The sequence below is a fragment of the Pseudomonas lurida genome (assembly GCF_002563895.1).
Taxonomy (GTDB): domain Bacteria; phylum Pseudomonadota; class Gammaproteobacteria; order Pseudomonadales; family Pseudomonadaceae; genus Aquipseudomonas; species Aquipseudomonas lurida.
In genome coordinates, this window is the sequence record NZ_PDJB01000001.1 from 4439177 (window position 1) to 4453451 (window position 14275).

General features: G+C 62.3%; 14 protein-coding genes. 9 read left to right on the plus strand and 5 right to left on the minus strand.

What is annotated here, in order from left to right:
• The first annotated feature begins 32 nt into the window (after positions 1-32).
• From minD to ATH90_RS20085, 6 genes are all read left to right on the plus strand, one after another.
• A complete protein-coding gene (minD, locus tag ATH90_RS20065; protein ID WP_003175251.1) occupies positions 33-845 on the plus strand; it encodes a septum site-determining protein MinD in 813 nt (270 codons plus the stop codon).
• 3 nt (positions 846-848) lie between these two features.
• Positions 849-1103, plus strand: a complete 255-nt coding sequence (gene minE, locus ATH90_RS20070) for a cell division topological specificity factor MinE (protein ID WP_003175252.1) — start codon at positions 849-851, stop codon at positions 1101-1103.
• A gap of 96 nt (positions 1104-1199) precedes the next feature.
• A complete protein-coding gene (locus ATH90_RS20075; RefSeq protein WP_034107854.1) occupies positions 1200-1835 on the plus strand; it encodes an RluA family pseudouridine synthase in 636 nt (211 codons plus the stop codon).
• 186 nt (positions 1836-2021) lie between these two features.
• Positions 2022-3311 carry a M18 family aminopeptidase gene (locus ATH90_RS20080; protein WP_034107856.1) on the plus strand — a complete coding sequence of 430 codons (1290 nt, stop codon included), beginning with the start codon at positions 2022-2024 and terminating at the stop codon, positions 3309-3311.
• A 185-nt stretch (positions 3312-3496) separates the two neighbouring features.
• A complete protein-coding gene (locus ATH90_RS29425) occupies positions 3497-3673 on the plus strand; it encodes a hypothetical protein (protein ID WP_010208820.1) in 177 nt (58 codons plus the stop codon).
• 52 nt (positions 3674-3725) lie between these two features.
• Positions 3726-5894: a mechanosensitive ion channel family protein gene (locus ATH90_RS20085; RefSeq protein ID WP_098467152.1), complete on the plus strand. Its 2169-nt coding sequence runs from the start codon at positions 3726-3728 to the stop codon at positions 5892-5894.
• A gap of 79 nt (positions 5895-5973) precedes the next feature.
• Here ATH90_RS20085 and ATH90_RS20090 read toward each other — a convergent pair whose 3' ends face one another.
• The 5 genes from ATH90_RS20090 to ATH90_RS20110 form a co-directional block, all read right to left on the minus strand.
• Entirely contained in the window at positions 5974-6198 is a 225-nt protein-coding gene (locus tag ATH90_RS20090; RefSeq protein ID WP_034107860.1) for an MbtH family protein, read from the minus strand.
• An 82-nt stretch (positions 6199-6280) separates the two neighbouring features.
• Entirely contained in the window at positions 6281-7675 is a 1395-nt protein-coding gene (locus ATH90_RS20095; protein ID WP_098467153.1) for an aspartate aminotransferase family protein, read from the minus strand.
• 188 nt (positions 7676-7863) lie between these two features.
• Positions 7864-8631 carry an N-acetylmuramoyl-L-alanine amidase gene (locus ATH90_RS20100; protein ID WP_098467154.1) on the minus strand — a complete coding sequence of 256 codons (768 nt, stop codon included), beginning with the start codon at positions 8629-8631 and terminating at the stop codon, positions 7864-7866.
• Positions 8632-8755: 124 nt separating this feature from the next.
• The gene (locus ATH90_RS20105; RefSeq protein ID WP_034107866.1) at positions 8756-10078 is read right to left on the minus strand and encodes an ATP-binding protein; all 1323 of its coding nucleotides are present in this window, start codon (positions 10076-10078) and stop codon (positions 8756-8758) included.
• Positions 10075-10755, minus strand: coding sequence for a response regulator (locus ATH90_RS20110; protein WP_034107867.1), 681 nt, complete (start codon positions 10753-10755; stop codon positions 10075-10077). Before ATH90_RS20110 ends, ATH90_RS20105 begins: the two co-directional genes overlap by 4 nt.
• Positions 10756-10919: 164 nt before the next feature.
• Between ATH90_RS20110 and dsbD the strand changes: the two genes are divergently transcribed.
• Genes dsbD through dsbG form a run of 3 tightly spaced genes read left to right on the plus strand, consistent with a single transcriptional unit; the run spans position 10920 to position 14226 of the window.
• Positions 10920-12644, plus strand: a complete 1725-nt coding sequence (dsbD, locus tag ATH90_RS20115) for a protein-disulfide reductase DsbD (RefSeq protein ID WP_069077915.1) — start codon at positions 10920-10922, stop codon at positions 12642-12644.
• Positions 12644-13489, plus strand: a complete 846-nt coding sequence (locus ATH90_RS20120) for a prolipoprotein diacylglyceryl transferase family protein (protein WP_034107870.1) — start codon at positions 12644-12646, stop codon at positions 13487-13489. The genes dsbD and ATH90_RS20120 overlap by 1 nt, the downstream gene beginning before the upstream one ends.
• Positions 13465-14226 carry a thiol:disulfide interchange protein DsbG gene (gene dsbG, locus ATH90_RS20125; protein WP_034107872.1) on the plus strand — a complete coding sequence of 254 codons (762 nt, stop codon included), beginning with the start codon at positions 13465-13467 and terminating at the stop codon, positions 14224-14226. Before ATH90_RS20120 ends, dsbG begins: the two co-directional genes overlap by 25 nt.
• The last annotated feature ends 49 nt before the right edge of the window (positions 14227-14275 follow it).

Sequence of the window (14275 nt, forward strand, 5' to 3'; positions counted from 1 at the left end):
CGAAAGTCCTTTTTCCTTAGGGGTGAAACACCTTGGCCAAGATTCTCGTGGTTACATCCGGCAAGGGTGGTGTGGGTAAGACCACCACCAGCGCCGCTATCGGTACCGGTCTCGCTCTGCGCGGCCACAAGACAGTTATCGTCGACTTCGACGTCGGCTTGCGTAACCTCGACCTGATCATGGGCTGCGAACGCCGCGTGGTGTATGACTTCGTCAACGTGGTCAACGGTGAAGCCAACCTGCAACAGGCCCTGATCAAGGACAAGCGCCTTGAGAACCTGTACGTACTGGCTGCCAGCCAGACCCGCGACAAAGACGCGCTGACCAAGGAAGGCGTAGGCAAAGTCCTCGCCGAGCTGAAGGAAACCTTCGAATACGTGGTCTGCGACTCCCCGGCTGGTATCGAGACGGGTGCTCACCTGGCGATGTACTTCGCCGATGAAGCCATCGTGGTGACCAACCCGGAAGTCTCTTCCGTCCGCGACTCCGACCGCATGCTCGGCCTGCTCGCCAGCAAATCCAAGCGCGCCGAAGAAGGCCAGGACCCGATCAAGGAGCACCTGTTGCTCACCCGCTACAACCCTGAGCGCGTCAGCAATGGCGAAATGCTCGGCGTTGAAGACGTGAAGGAAATCCTCGCAGTGACCCTGCTGGGTGTTATTCCAGAATCCCAGGCCGTCCTGAAGGCTTCCAACCAGGGTGTTCCGGTGATTCTTGACGACCAGAGCGACGCCGGCCAGGCGTACAGCGATGCAGTCGATCGCTTGCTGGGCAAGACCGTGGAACATCGCTTCCTCGATGTTAAGAAGAAGGGATTCTTCGAGCGTATCTTTGGAGGCAACTAAACAATGAAATTTCTCGACTTCTTTCGCGCCAACAAAAAGCCAAGTACCGCGTCGGTAGCGAAAGAGCGTCTACAGATCATCGTGGCGCACGAACGCGGCCAACGCAGCACGCCGGACTACCTGCCAGCCTTGCAGAAGGAACTGGTCGAGGTGATCCGCAAGTACGTCAATATCGGCAACGATGACGTGCATGTCGCCCTGGAAAATGACGGCAGCTGCTCGATTCTGGAACTCAATATCACCCTGCCTGATCGTTGATCGAAAAGGCGGCTGCCACGGCGGCTCGTTCACCCTGATGCCTTTTTGGGCATTGGGTGGGCGAGCCGCCGTTGGCGTTTGTTACGAGGCTGTTTAATGCCGTTGTCCACTATCCACATCCTTCATCAGGACGACGCCGTCCTGGTGGTGAACAAGCCCACCCTGCTGCTCTCGGTGCCTGGCCGCGCCGACGACAACAAAGACTGCCTGATCACCCGCCTGCAGGAAAACGGCTACCCCGAAGCCCGTATCGTGCATCGCCTGGACTGGGAAACCTCGGGGATCATCCTGCTGGCCCGGGACGCCGACACCCACCGCGAACTGTCCCGCCAATTTCACGACCGAGAAACCGAAAAGGCCTACACCGCCTTGGCCTGGGGTCAACCGGAACTGGACAGCGGCAGCATCGACCTGCCTCTGCGCTATGACCCGCCAACCAAGCCACGCCACGTGGTCGATCATGAATTCGGCAAGCACGCGCTGACCTTCTGGAAAGTGCTGGAACGCTGCGGCGACTGGTGCCGCGTCGAGCTGACGCCGATCACCGGGCGCTCGCACCAGTTGCGTGTGCACATGCTGTCCATCGGCCACCCGCTGCTGGGTGACGGCCTGTACGCCCATGAACAGGCCCTGGCCGCCTGGCCACGCCTGTGCCTGCACGCGAGCATGCTGAGCTTCACCCATCCGCAAACCGGCGAGCGCTTGCGCTTCGAGTGCCCCGCCCCGTTCTAAAATTGGCAATACGATCAAAATGTGGGAGCGGGCTTGCTCGCGAAGGCGGTGGATCAGTCAGCCTATTGAGTGACTGACGCACCGCCTTCGCGAGCAAGCCCGCTCCCACAGTGAGTTCTGCGTCAGTTCTAGACACCGAGTGAAACCAATACGGTAAACTCCGCGCATTGCTGTCTGGAGCTATTTATGCGCGAAGCGTTGAATCAAGGCCTGATCGACTTCCTCAAGGCCTCCCCTACTCCTTTTCATGCCACCGCGGCCCTGGCCCTGCGCCTGGAAGCGGCCGGCTACCAGCGCCTCGACGAGCGCGAAACCTGGAACACCGAAGCCAACGGGCGCTACTACGTGACCCGCAACGACTCCTCGATCATCGCCTTCAAGCTCGGCCGCCACTCGCCGCTGCAGGGCGGCATCCGCCTGGTCGGCGCCCACACCGACAGTCCGTGCCTGCGGGTCAAGCCGCAGCCGGAGCTGCAGCGCCAAGGTTTCTGGCAGTTGGGCGTCGAAGTCTACGGCGGTGCGCTGCTGGCGCCCTGGTTCGACCGCGACCTGTCCCTGGCCGGCCGCGTCACCTTCCGCCGCGATGGCAAGGTCGAAAGCCAGTTGATCGACTTCAAGCTGCCGATTGCCATCATCCCCAACCTGGCCATTCACCTGAACCGTGAAGCCAATCAGGGTTGGGCGATCAATGCCCAGACCGAGCTGCCGCCGATCCTCGCGCAATTTGCCGGTGATGAGCGCGTGGACTTCCGCGCCGTGCTCACCGAGCAGCTGGCTCGCGAGCATGGGCTGAATGCCGACGTCGTACTCGACTACGAGTTGAGTTTCTACGACACGCAAAGCGCTGCGGTGATCGGCCTGAACGGTGACTTCATCGCCGGCGCGCGCCTGGACAACCTGCTGTCGTGCTACGCCGGCCTGCAGGCCCTGCTCACCAGCGACAGCGAAGAAACCTGCGTGCTGGTGTGCAACGACCATGAAGAAGTCGGCTCGTGCTCGGCGTGCGGCGCCGATGGCCCGATGCTCGAACAGACCCTGCGTCGCCTGCTGCCGGAAGGTGATGAGTTCGTACGTACCATTCAGAAATCCCTGCTGGTGTCTGCAGACAACGCCCACGGCGTGCACCCGAACTACGCCGAGAAGCACGACGCCAACCACGGCCCCAAGCTCAACGCCGGCCCGGTGATCAAGGTCAACAGCAACCAGCGCTACGCCACCAACAGCGAAACCGCCGGGTTCTTCCGCCACCTGTGCATGGCCCAGGAAGTGCCGGTGCAGAGCTTCGTGGTGCGCAGCGACATGGGTTGCGGCTCCACCATCGGCCCGATCACCGCCAGCCACCTGGGCGTGCGGACCGTGGACATCGGCTTGCCGACGTTTGCCATGCACTCCATTCGCGAGCTGTGCGGCAGCCATGACCTGGCGCACCTGGTGAAGGTGCTGGGTGCGTTTTACGCGAGCCACGACTTGCCTTGAGACCGAGGTGCGGCCATTGCGGGCAAGCCCGCTTCCACAGGGGAAGTACCTTCCAACCGTGGGAGCGAGCTTGCCCGCAATGACGATTAAGAACACTCACATCGGTATCTGACCCACATCAATCCCATTTCCCGTAATCCGACCTAGACTTGTCAGTATTCCCACTCCGACAAGGCCGTCGCACCATGATCTCCATGTCCTCCTTCCATGCCATGCTTATCCCGATTCTGATCGGTATGATCATGTTGGCTGTAGGCTTCAACTTCCGTGACAAGCCCCTCGGCGTGTTTGGCATGTGGATCGGCATGCTGTTGATCCTGGGCACCGTGGTGTACAAGATCCTCGCCAAACTGGCCGAATGACGATTGCACTCGTACACTCGGTCAATTCGTCGTTTCCAAGGTTGACCGCCTCGTGCTTTCCCGTCTGTTTGCCCTGCCCTGCTACTGTTTGATCGCCCTGATGACGCTGCTGCCGCTCACGCCTGCCCAAGCCGTGGGCTTGCCCGGCTTGTTGGGCAGTACCAACAAGACCCAACCCCAGGCTGAAGTGCCCCTGGGGCAGTCGTTGGACGAGGTGATCAAGACCCTCGAGAACGACCAGCAGCGCACCCAGCTGCTGAGCGACCTGAAAAAACTCCGTGAGGCCACGAAAAAAGCCCAACCGGCCGCCGAAGAAGGTGTGCTGGGGCTGATCGGCGGCACCCTGGCCAACCTGGAAGCGCAGTTCTCCGGCGCCGACAGCCCGTTGGGGCGCTGGTCCAACGAAGTCGACCTGGCCAAGGAAGAGCTCAGTGCACTGATGCTGCCGGCCAACGAATGGCTGCCGATCATTTTCGGTTTTGCCTTGATCCTTGCGGTATGGAGCCTGCTCGCCGCCGCACTGATCTGGCTTAGCCACCGCGTACGTGAACGCTTCGGCCTGCCCGAAGAACTGCCGCAACACCCACGCACCTGGGACATGGTGCGCTTTGCCCTGCGCAAACTGGGCCCGTGGCTGATCGCATTGGTGATCACGGTCTACCTGAGCTACGCCCTGCCCTCGTCTTTGGGCAAATCCCTGGCGATGGTATTGGCCTACGCGCTAGTGGTGGGCACCTGCTTCTCTGCGATCTGCGTGATTGCCTTTTCCGTACTCGACGGCCCCCATCGCCATCGCGCGCTCTATATCCTGCGCCACCAGGCTTTCCGCCCACTGTGGTGGATTGGCAGTTTTGCCGCCTTCGGTGAAGCCCTGAGCGACCCACGGCTGGTCCAGGCGCTGGGCCAGCATTTGTCCCATACCGCTGCGACGGTTGCCAATGTGATGGCGGCGCTGTCGACCGGTGTGTTTATCCTGCGTTTCCGCCGGCCCATCGCCCACCTGATTCGCAACCAGCCACTGTCCCGCCGCCTGACCCGCCGTGCCCTCAGTGACACCATCGAAATCATCGGCTCCTTTTGGTACATCCCGGCCTTGTTGTTGGTGGGTATCTCGCTGTTCGCCACCTTCGTCTCTGCCGGCGATACCAGCACGGCCTTGCGCCAGTCGCTGCTGTGTACGGTGCTGCTGGTGCTGTGCATGGTGATCAATGGCCTGGTGCGCCGCCACGCCCTCAAGCCGCAGCGCGGGCACAAGCGCCACGCGCTGTACTCCGAACGCCTGAAGAGCTTCGTCTACACCCTGGCCCACCTGGTGGTATGGCTGGTGTTCATCGAGTTGGGCCTGCGGGTGTGGGGCCTGTCGTTGATCCGCTTTACCGAAGGCGATGGCCATGAAGTCAGCGTCAAGTTATTCGGCCTGGCCGGTACCTTGTTGTTTGCCTGGCTGATCTGGATTCTCAGCGACACCGCGATCCATCACGCCCTCACCCGCTCGCGCAAAGGCCTGGCCAATGCGCGGGCGCAGACCATGATGCCGTTGATCCGCAACGTGCTATTCGTGACTATCTTTATCATCGCCGCGATTGTCGCCCTGGCGAACATGGGCATGAACGTCACGCCGCTGCTGGCGGGTGCCGGCGTGATCGGCCTGGCCATCGGTTTTGGCGCGCAATCCCTGGTGGCGGATCTGATCACCGGCCTGTTCATCATCATCGAAGACTCGCTGGCCATCGACGACTACGTGGATGTCGGCGGCCACCTGGGGACCGTGGAGGGCCTGACCATCCGCACGGTGCGCCTGCGCGACATCGACGGCATCGTGCACACCATCCCGTTCAGCGAGATCAAGAGCATCAAGAACTACTCGCGGGAGTTCGGCTACGCGATCTTCCGGGTGGCGATCCCCTACAACATGGAAATCGACGACGCCATCAAGCTGATGCGCGATGTCGGCCAGAAAATGCGCAATGACCCCCTGCAACGCCGCAATATCTGGTCGCCATTGGAAATCCAGGGTGTCGAAAGTTTCGAATCGGGCAGCGCAATTCTAAGGGCGCGGTTCAAGACGGCGCCGATCAAGCAGTGGGAAGTGTCGCGGGCGTTCAACCTGTCGCTCAAGCGTCACCTGGATGAAGCCGGGCTGGACCTGGCGACGCCGCGCTTGAGTGTGCAGGTGGTGACAGGGGCTTCGGGCGGGCTGGAGAAAGAAAAGACTACCTGAACAGTCGGCGCCGGCTTGTGGAATCGTCGCTGCGCGGCGATGGCGTCCTTGAGCCGGCGCCTACAGGGGTGGGGAAGAATCAGTTGGTCAGCGCTGTACCGTCCATCTTCTGGCGTAAGCTCAACGGACGCATATCGGTCCACACTTCCTCGATGTAGGCCAGGCACTCTTTCTTCATGCCACTCTTGCCCACGGTGCGCCAGCCTTCCGGTACAGCCTTGTAGTCAGGCCAGATGGAATACTGTTCTTCATGGTTGACCACTACCTGAAACAGGATGTCGTCGCGGTCAAATACTGAGGTCATTGCTGTTCTCCATCGCTAAAAGGCTGGCTGCGCACCGCGCGCAGCACTGATATCTGTAGAAACGTACCAAGCTGCGAAAAAATTAGAGGCTGGCCACCGCCGCAGCCAACGCGCGTCCGAAGATGTCCGCCACGCGGTCCACTTCGGCGGCGGTGATCACCAGCGGCGGCAGGAAACGCACGACACTGCCGTGCCGACCACCCAGCTCCAGGATCAGGCCGCGCTTGAGGCATTCGCGCTGCACCAGCGGCGCCAACTGACGATGCACCGGTGGATGGCCCTGGATGTCTGGGATGCCACTTGGGTCTACCAGCTCCACGCCAAGCATCAGCCCACGGCCGCGAATATCGCCCAGGTGCGGGAAATCGCGCTGCAGGATGCGCAGGTGTTCACCCAGGCGCTCGCCCATGGCGGCCGCGTGGCCGGCAAGGTCGTGGTCCTTCAGGTAGCGCATCACCGCCGAACCCGCCGCCATCGCCATCTGGTTGCCACGGAAGGTCCCGGCATGCGCACCCGGCAGCCAGGTGTCGAGCCAGTCGCGATACACCACCACTGCCAGCGGCAGGCTGCCGCCGATGGCCTTGGACATCACCACCACATCCGGGATAATGCCGGCATGTTCGAAGGCAAACATCTTGCCGGTGCGGCCAAATCCGCTCTGGATTTCATCGACGATCAACGCCACACCCGCTTGTTCGGTGATGCGTCGCAGGCCACGCAGCCAGTCGAGGTCAGCCGGAATCACACCGCCCTCGCCCTGCACCACCTCGACAATGACCGCCGCCGGCAGCAATACGCCGGCCTCCGGGTCGTTCAGCAGGTTTTCCAGGTAATGCAGGTTGACCCGCACCCCTTCTGTGCCGCCCAGGCCGAACGGGCAACGGTAATCGTAGGGGTAGGGCAAGAATTGCACGCCATTGCCAAGCAACGCCCCCAAGGGTTTCTTCGGCCCCAGGCTGCCCATCAGGCTCAAGGCACCCTGGCTCATACCGTGGTAACCGCCCTGGAATGACAGCACCGTGCTACGCCCGGTGGCGGTACGCACCAGCTTCAACGCGGCTTCCACCGCATCCGTGCCAGTGGGTCCGCAGAACTGGATTTTTGCTTCCCGTGCCAGCGTCGGCGGCAACAGCCCGAACAAGTCCTGCACGAACTGGTCCTTGACCGGAGTAGTCAGGTCCAATGTGTGCAGTGGCAGTTCATCGGCCAGCACCTGCTGGATGGCCTCAATCACCACCGGGTGATTGTGCCCCAACGCGAGGGTGCCGGCGCCGGCCAGGCAGTCGATAAAACTGCGGCCCTCCACGTCTTCCACGTAAATGCCCTTGGCGCGCTTGAGCGCCAGGGGAATGCGTCGGGGGTAGCTACGGGCGTTGGACTCTTGCTGGCGCTGGCGGGCGAGCAACGGGGTTTCGTCGAACTGGTAGAGCGTTTCATGCACCTGGGCGTCTTCGATACGGGTGGTAGCGACTGACATTTCTCGATCCCTCAATACGCTGATGATGGTGACCAAACTGCCGATCCGCTGGCGTCTGGCCCAAGGGGCATGCGCACGGATTTCCTGTTCTGGAAACGCACCAGCACGGGAGGGATTTAGTGACCACCGATCTTTAACTGATGGATGAAGCCCCAAGCCCGCTCCCACATTTGGAATCGCACTCGGTTTTATAACCCAAGGTATTTTTCATTCAGCGCATATAAAATCGCGCAGGTCTCCGCATCCAGAAACCCGCAATAATCCCGCGACCGAAAGTGCATCTGGAACGCCCGCGTTCTCTGTTCAAAGGCTTGCCGGTTCTTCGCCGGCGCATACCCGTAACGCTGAAACGCCCGCTCCACCTCGACCTCCGGCGGCAACCCGACACAGAACCGACGCTGATACATTGCCTGCGTTGCCTCATCAAACCAGGCCCCTACCCCCGCTTCATGCAGACACTGCCACGGCAGCCGGGGCCCTGGATCGCTCTTGCGCCCGTACGCCACGTCCGAGTGTCCGAGGATGTCGGTAGGCCCGATCTGTGGATAACGCCCAAGAACGTCGCGAACCAGCGCAATCAACACCTCTATTTGTTCCTCCGCGTAGGCAGGAAACGTGAACACGCCGCCGTCGTCCCGCGCCAGGTTGACGAGCTCGACGCCGATCGAGCGACTGTTAAGGTTACCGCGCCCCGCCCAATGGCTCCCCCCGGCATGCCAGGCGCGCTTGTCCTCCTCCACCAATCGAAAGACCCGCAACTCTTCATAGCCGGCAGCGCTGTAGCTGGGGTCGTCGGGGTCGGGCAGCAGATAGTGCGCACTGACCCCATCCTGCGTCAGGGTGCGCAGGGAGGAGCCGAACGGTGCCGCCGTGTAATGCAGGATCACCTGCCGCACCGGCTCGCCGTCACGTTCATTGAAGCCTTGGGCAGGAAAACTGGTATCGATGACCAACATAAGAACCGTCCTTTTCAATACAGGCCGAGTCGTTCAGCCCGTTCAAGCGCAAAAAAATTACCGCCATCCTGAAGCCTTGAACTTCAGGAGGGCGGTAACTATTTGGCACTTGAAAGGAAAGTAATCAGCGCCGCAGCGGCATACCCAGGTCCACGCGCAGGCCATCTGGCTGGCTGTCGAACTTCAACGAGCAGGAACAGCGCTGCACAATCGCTTGCACGATTGCCAGGCCGAGGCCGCAGCCTTCGCTGTTGCCGTTGCGCCAGAAGCGCTGGGTCAGGTACTGCAGGTCCTCGGCGCTGATCTGCTTGCCGTGGTCACGCACGCGGAACACCACGTTATCGGCGGCAGTGAATACACTGAGTTCCACCCGGGTATCGGCCGGTGTATGGCGCAAGGCGTTGTCCAGCAGGTTGCGCAACGCTGCGACCGCCAGGCCCACTGGCATTTCCACCGGAGTGGCCAAGAGGTTGTCCGGCAGGATCAGGTCGATACGCGAGTTGTCACCGGCATTGGCATCCTGGATCGCCAGCCGTGCCACATCCTCGGCACTGGAGTGCATGCCATCGTCGAACGACAGGTTACCCTCCACCCGCGCCAGCAGTAGCAATTGCTCCAGGGTGCGGTGCAGGCGGTCGGCGCCCTCCTCGGCGTGGGCCAGGGACTGGTCGCGGGCCGCGCCTTCGGTCATGCGCGCCACTTGCAGATGGGTCTTGATCGCCGTCAGAGGGCTGCGCAGTTCGTGGGCAGCATCACCCGTAAGGCGGCGTTCGCGCTCGATGGTCTTGGCAATGCGTTGCAAGAGTTGGTTCTGGGTGTCGAGCAGGGGCTTGAGTTCGCTGGGCAACGGGTGGATCTGCAGCGGTTCGAGGGAGTCAGCACTGCGGCGCATCAAGGCGTCACGCATGCGATTGAGCGGCAGCAGGCTCTGGCCAATCCCCAGCCACAACAGGCACAGGCAGCCAAGCATCGCCACGCCCACCGGCACCGACGCCGCCAGCAAGATCGACAGGTTCAGGGCCTCGCGCTCTACTTGGCGGTCGGCGGTGGTGATTAAAAGATCGCCGCGGGACAGGGTGAAACTGCGCCAGCCCACGCCATCGATGACCTGGTCACGAAACCCGCTCTTGCGCGATTCCAGCCCTTCGTCCGGCGTGGTGTGGCTGCGCGCCAGGACTTCCCCGCGCAGGGAACTGACCTGACAGGCCATGCCACCGGGCACATGCAATTGTTCGGCACTGAAGTGCGCACCGCCGCTCACACTGGCCAGGCCGGGCATCTGCTCGGTCAACCCCGCCACCATGCGGGCCGAGGCCACCAGGCGCTGATCGAGGGAGAACATCATCTGGTTGCGCAGATCGTTGAGCATCCAGGCAGCCGCCAAGACCCAGATCAGCACGAAAGCGGCGCCCAGCTTGAACGTCAGGCGCAGGCGCAGGCTTTTCACGAGGCGTCCTCGCCCCCGTCAGCCGGGCCGAGGCGGTACCCAAGGCCGCGCACGGTCTCGACAATGCCATTGCCCAATTTGCGCCGCAGGTGGTGGATATGCACGTTGAGGGCATTGCTTTCCAACTCATCGTTGAAACCGTAGACGCTGTCCTTGAGCTGCTCGCTGGACAGCACACGCCCCTTGTTATGCAGCAGCGCTTGCAACAGCGCCTGTTCGCGGCGCGACAAGTCGACGGGTTCGCCGCCCAGGAACGTCTCGCGGCTGCTTGGATCATAGGCCAGGCGACCATGCTCGATCAGGTTGACGCTGCGCCCTGCCACCCGGCGCAACAGGGTTTGCAGGCGCGCGGCGAGTTCGCGCAGGTCGAAGGGTTTGAGCAAGTAGTCATCGGCGCCGGCTTGCAGGCCGTCGACGCGGTTGGTCACCGAGTCCCGCGCGGTCAGGATCAGCACCGGGATTTCGAGGCCCTGGCTGCGCTGTTGCTGCAATAGCTTGAGGCCGTCTTCATCCGGCAGCCCGAGATCGAGCACCATGATGTCGAACGTGGCCGCCTTGAGCATCGCGCGTGCGGCCCCCGCCGTGGCCACGCGTTCGACGGTAAAACCTTGGGCGGTAAGGCCGGCCACAATGCCGCTGGCGATCAGTTCGTCGTCTTCGCAGACCAATACGTGCATGCTGAACCCTTCATGAAAGATGGGGGTGATTAAAAGTGTCGTGGATTAAGCGCCGATTATGCCGTGAAAAGACGCCCACTAAGACTCTAGAATAGCCCCGGTTAATCATCGGTTAATCAACGCCACACATTGTGTGCCCACTTGCATCGAACTAAGGCTTGACCATGCGGCATCTGTTTATCTTTCTGCTGGTGTTGTTCGCGGGGTTCGCCCAGGCCGCGCCGGGCAACCCGTTTGAGACCAAACCTGATTTCCTCCCGGTGGGCAAAGCCTTCACCTTTACCTCCGAACGTCTTGAAAGTGGCGAGACCCAGCTGTACTGGCAGATTGCCGACGGTTATTACCTGTACAAACAGCGCATGAAGTTCGATGGGCTGGCTGAAAAGCCGGGGCTGCCGCAAGGCGAAGCCCATAGCGATGAGTACTTCGGCGACCAGGAGGTGTACCGCCAGGGCCTGGAAGTGAAGATCCCCGCCGGGGCCACCGGCCAAATCAAGCTGGGCTGGCAAGGCTGTGCCGATGCCGGCCTATGCTATCCGCCGCAATCGATCACAGTGGACCTGGGTGGCAACCCGGCCGTCGCCGCGACCGCCGAAGCCCAGGACCAGAGCCTGGCCAGCGGTTTGCAGCAACGCAGCCTGGGTTGGAGCCTGCTGCTGTTCTTCGGCCTGGGCCTGTTGCTGGCGTTTGCCCCCTGTTCGTTGCCGATGCTGCCGATACTCGCCGGCCTGGTGGTGGGCAGTGGCGCCAGCCCGCGTCGCGGCTTTGCCCTGGCCGGCAGCTACGTGGTGTGCATGGCCCTGGTGTATGCGGCGCTCGGCGTGGTGGCTGCGCTACTGGGCGCAAACCTCGCCGCACTGCTGCAAACCCCGTGGATCCTGGGCAGCTTCGCCGCGCTGTTCGTGATCCTCGCCCTGCCGATGTTCGGCTTTTTTGAACTGCAACTGCCAGCGTTCCTGCGCGACCGCCTGGACAACGTCAGCCGCCAGCAACGCGGCGGCAGCTTGGTGGGCGCGGGGATTCTCGGGGCACTGTCCGGCCTGTTGGTGGGCCCGTGCATGACCGCGCCCCTGGCCGGCGCCCTGCTCTACATCGCCCAGAGCGGCAATGCACTGCACGGTGGCCTGATCCTGTTCGCCATGGGCATCGGCATCGGTATTCCGCTGTTGCTGCTGGTGACGGTGGGCAACCGCTTCCTGCCAAAACCGGGCACCTGGATGAACGTGCTCAAGGGCATCTTCGGCTTCCTGTTCCTAGGCACCGCCGTGTTGATGATTCGTCCGGTGGTCGATGAAAGCCTGTGGCTTGGCCTGTGGGGCGCACTCGCGCTGGTGATGGCTTACTGCGGCTGGACGCTGGCCCGCGAATACGGCCTGGCCGCCAAGGTCTTTGGCGCCGGTGCCCTGGTATTGGGCCTGTGGGGTGCCGTGCTGGTGGTGGGCGCAGCGGGAGGCAGCGATGACCTGTGGCAACCGCTCAAGGTCTACAGCGGCTCGCGGGCCGCCGCACCGACGGCCCACGACGCTTTCATGACCCTCAACGACCCAGCGGTACTGCAAAGCCAGCTCGACAGCGCCAAGGCCCAGGGCCAATGGGTGCTGGTGGACTATTACGCTGACTGGTGCGTGTCGTGCAAGATCATGGAAAAGCAAGTGTTCGGCAAACCAGAAGTGCTCGACGCCCTGAAGGACGTACGCCTGCTGCGCCTGGACGTCACCGCCGACAGCGCCGCCAGCCGCGAGCTGCTTGGCCGCTACAAGGTGCCGGGGCCGCCCAGCTTCGTGTGGATCGGCCCGGACGGTGAAGAACGCCGCGCCCAACGCATCACCGGCGAAGTGGATGCCGCCGCCTTCCTGCAACGCTGGACGCAAGCCCGGGGCGCCCTCTGATGCTGACCCTGACCATTGGCACCTTCGCCATCGCCCTGAATCACATTTTGCTGATCAGCGCGCTGATTCTCGCCACCCTGGTGGGTTGGCGCGTCGCCAAGCGTGGCGGTGAAAACCCGGAGTCGGTGCTGTTCAGCCTGTTCCTGCTGGGCATGCTGGTAGCCCGTGTCAGTTTTGTGCTTATGTACTGGAGTGATTACCGCAACGACTGGCTGCAAATGGTCGATCTGCGCGACGGCGGCTTCCTCGCCTGGCCTGGCGTGATCGCACTGGTCCTCGGCGCATTGGCCTACGGCTGGCGCCGCCCGGCCCTGCGCAAGCCGCTGAGCGCCGGGGTGATCACCGGCCTGGTGTTCTGGGGCATGACCAGCGTCTCCCTGAGCCTGTATGACAAAGGCTCGCAACTGCCAGAGATTACCCTGCGCAATGCCAATGGCGAAGTGGTGCAACTGGCCGACTACAAGGGCGGCCCGCTGGTGATCAACCTGTGGGCCACCTGGTGCCCGCCATGCCGCCGTGAAATGCCGGTGCTGGAACGCGCCCAACATCAACGCCCTGATGTGACGTTCCTGTTCGTCAACCAGGCCGAAAGCATGCAAAGTGTCAGCACCTTCCTCGCGACCCAAGGCCTGACCCTCGACAACGTGTTATTTGACGCCAGCGGCCGCCTCGGCCAGGCGGTAGGCTCGATGGCCCTGCCGACCACCTTGTTCTACCGCGCCGACGGACGCCTGATCAACAGCCACCTGGGCGAGTTGTCCCAGGCCAGCCTGGCCCGTGCCATGGAACCCTTCGATACCGCTCCTGAAAGGAAACCGACATGCCCCGCCTCCGCCACCTGCTGACCCTGCTGCCGCTGACGCTTGCCGCCACCCTGGCCCAGGCCGAGGACTGGCCGGCACCGATCAAACAGATCGAAGCCAAGGGTGCCAAGATCCTCGGCAAATTCGATGCCCCCAGCGGCCTTACCGGCTACGCCGCCCAGTACCAGAACCGGGGCATGGCCCTGTACCTGACCGCCGACGGCAAAAGCGTGATCGCCGGCAACCTGTACGACGCCCAGGGCAATGACCTGAGCAGCGCGCCCCTGGAAAAACTGGTGTACGCCCCCATGGCCAAGGAAGTCTGGGCCAAGATGGAAAAAAGCAGCTGGATCCAGGACGGCGACAAAAACGCACCGCGCATCGTCTACCTGTTCAGCGATCCCAACTGCCCTTACTGCAACATGTTCTGGGAACAGGCCCGCCCATGGGTGAAGGCCGGCAAGGTGCAATTGCGCCACATCATGGTCGGCATCATCCGCGAAGACAGCCCAGGCAAATCCGCCGCGCTGTTCGCTGCCAAGGATCCGCAAAAGGCCCTGGAAGAACACGAGGCCGCCGGTAAAGGCAGCAAGTTGCAGGCACTGGACAAGATCCCGGCCGATATCGAGGCCAAGCTTGATAGCAACATGAAGTTGATGGATGAACTGGAATTGTCGGCGACGCCGGCGATTTTCTATCTGGATGACAAGGGTGGCTTGCAGCAACAGCAAGGGGCGCCGTCGCCGGATAAGTTGGTGAAGATTCTTGGGCCGAAGTAAGCGTCGACTGGACTGACGCCTTCGCGAGCAAGCCCACGCCCATACTCGA

Bases quoted from the DNA above. Each gene is read 5' to 3' on its own strand.
- dsbG (WP_034107872.1), top strand. From the start codon at position 13,465: ATGCCCCGCCTCCGCCACCTGCTGACCCTGCTGCCGCTGACGCTTGCC.
- minE (WP_003175252.1), top strand. From the start codon at position 849: ATGAAATTTCTCGACTTCTTTCGCGCCAACAAAAAGCCAAGTACCGCG.
- ATH90_RS20120 (WP_034107870.1), top strand. From the start codon at position 12,644: ATGCTGACCCTGACCATTGGCACCTTCGCCATCGCCCTGAATCACATT.
- ATH90_RS20090 (WP_034107860.1), bottom strand. From the start codon at position 6,198: ATGACCTCAGTATTTGACCGCGACGACATCCTGTTTCAGGTAGTGGTC.
- ATH90_RS20100 (WP_098467154.1), bottom strand. From the start codon at position 8,631: ATGTTGGTCATCGATACCAGTTTTCCTGCCCAAGGCTTCAATGAACGT.
- ATH90_RS20080 (WP_034107856.1), top strand. From the start codon at position 2,022: ATGCGCGAAGCGTTGAATCAAGGCCTGATCGACTTCCTCAAGGCCTCC.
- ATH90_RS20075 (WP_034107854.1), top strand. From the start codon at position 1,200: ATGCCGTTGTCCACTATCCACATCCTTCATCAGGACGACGCCGTCCTG.
- ATH90_RS20095 (WP_098467153.1), bottom strand. From the start codon at position 7,675: ATGTCAGTCGCTACCACCCGTATCGAAGACGCCCAGGTGCATGAAACG.
- ATH90_RS29425 (WP_010208820.1), top strand. From the start codon at position 3,497: ATGATCTCCATGTCCTCCTTCCATGCCATGCTTATCCCGATTCTGATC.
- dsbD (WP_069077915.1), top strand. From the start codon at position 10,920: ATGCGGCATCTGTTTATCTTTCTGCTGGTGTTGTTCGCGGGGTTCGCC.
- ATH90_RS20110 (WP_034107867.1), bottom strand. From the start codon at position 10,755: ATGCACGTATTGGTCTGCGAAGACGACGAACTGATCGCCAGCGGCATT.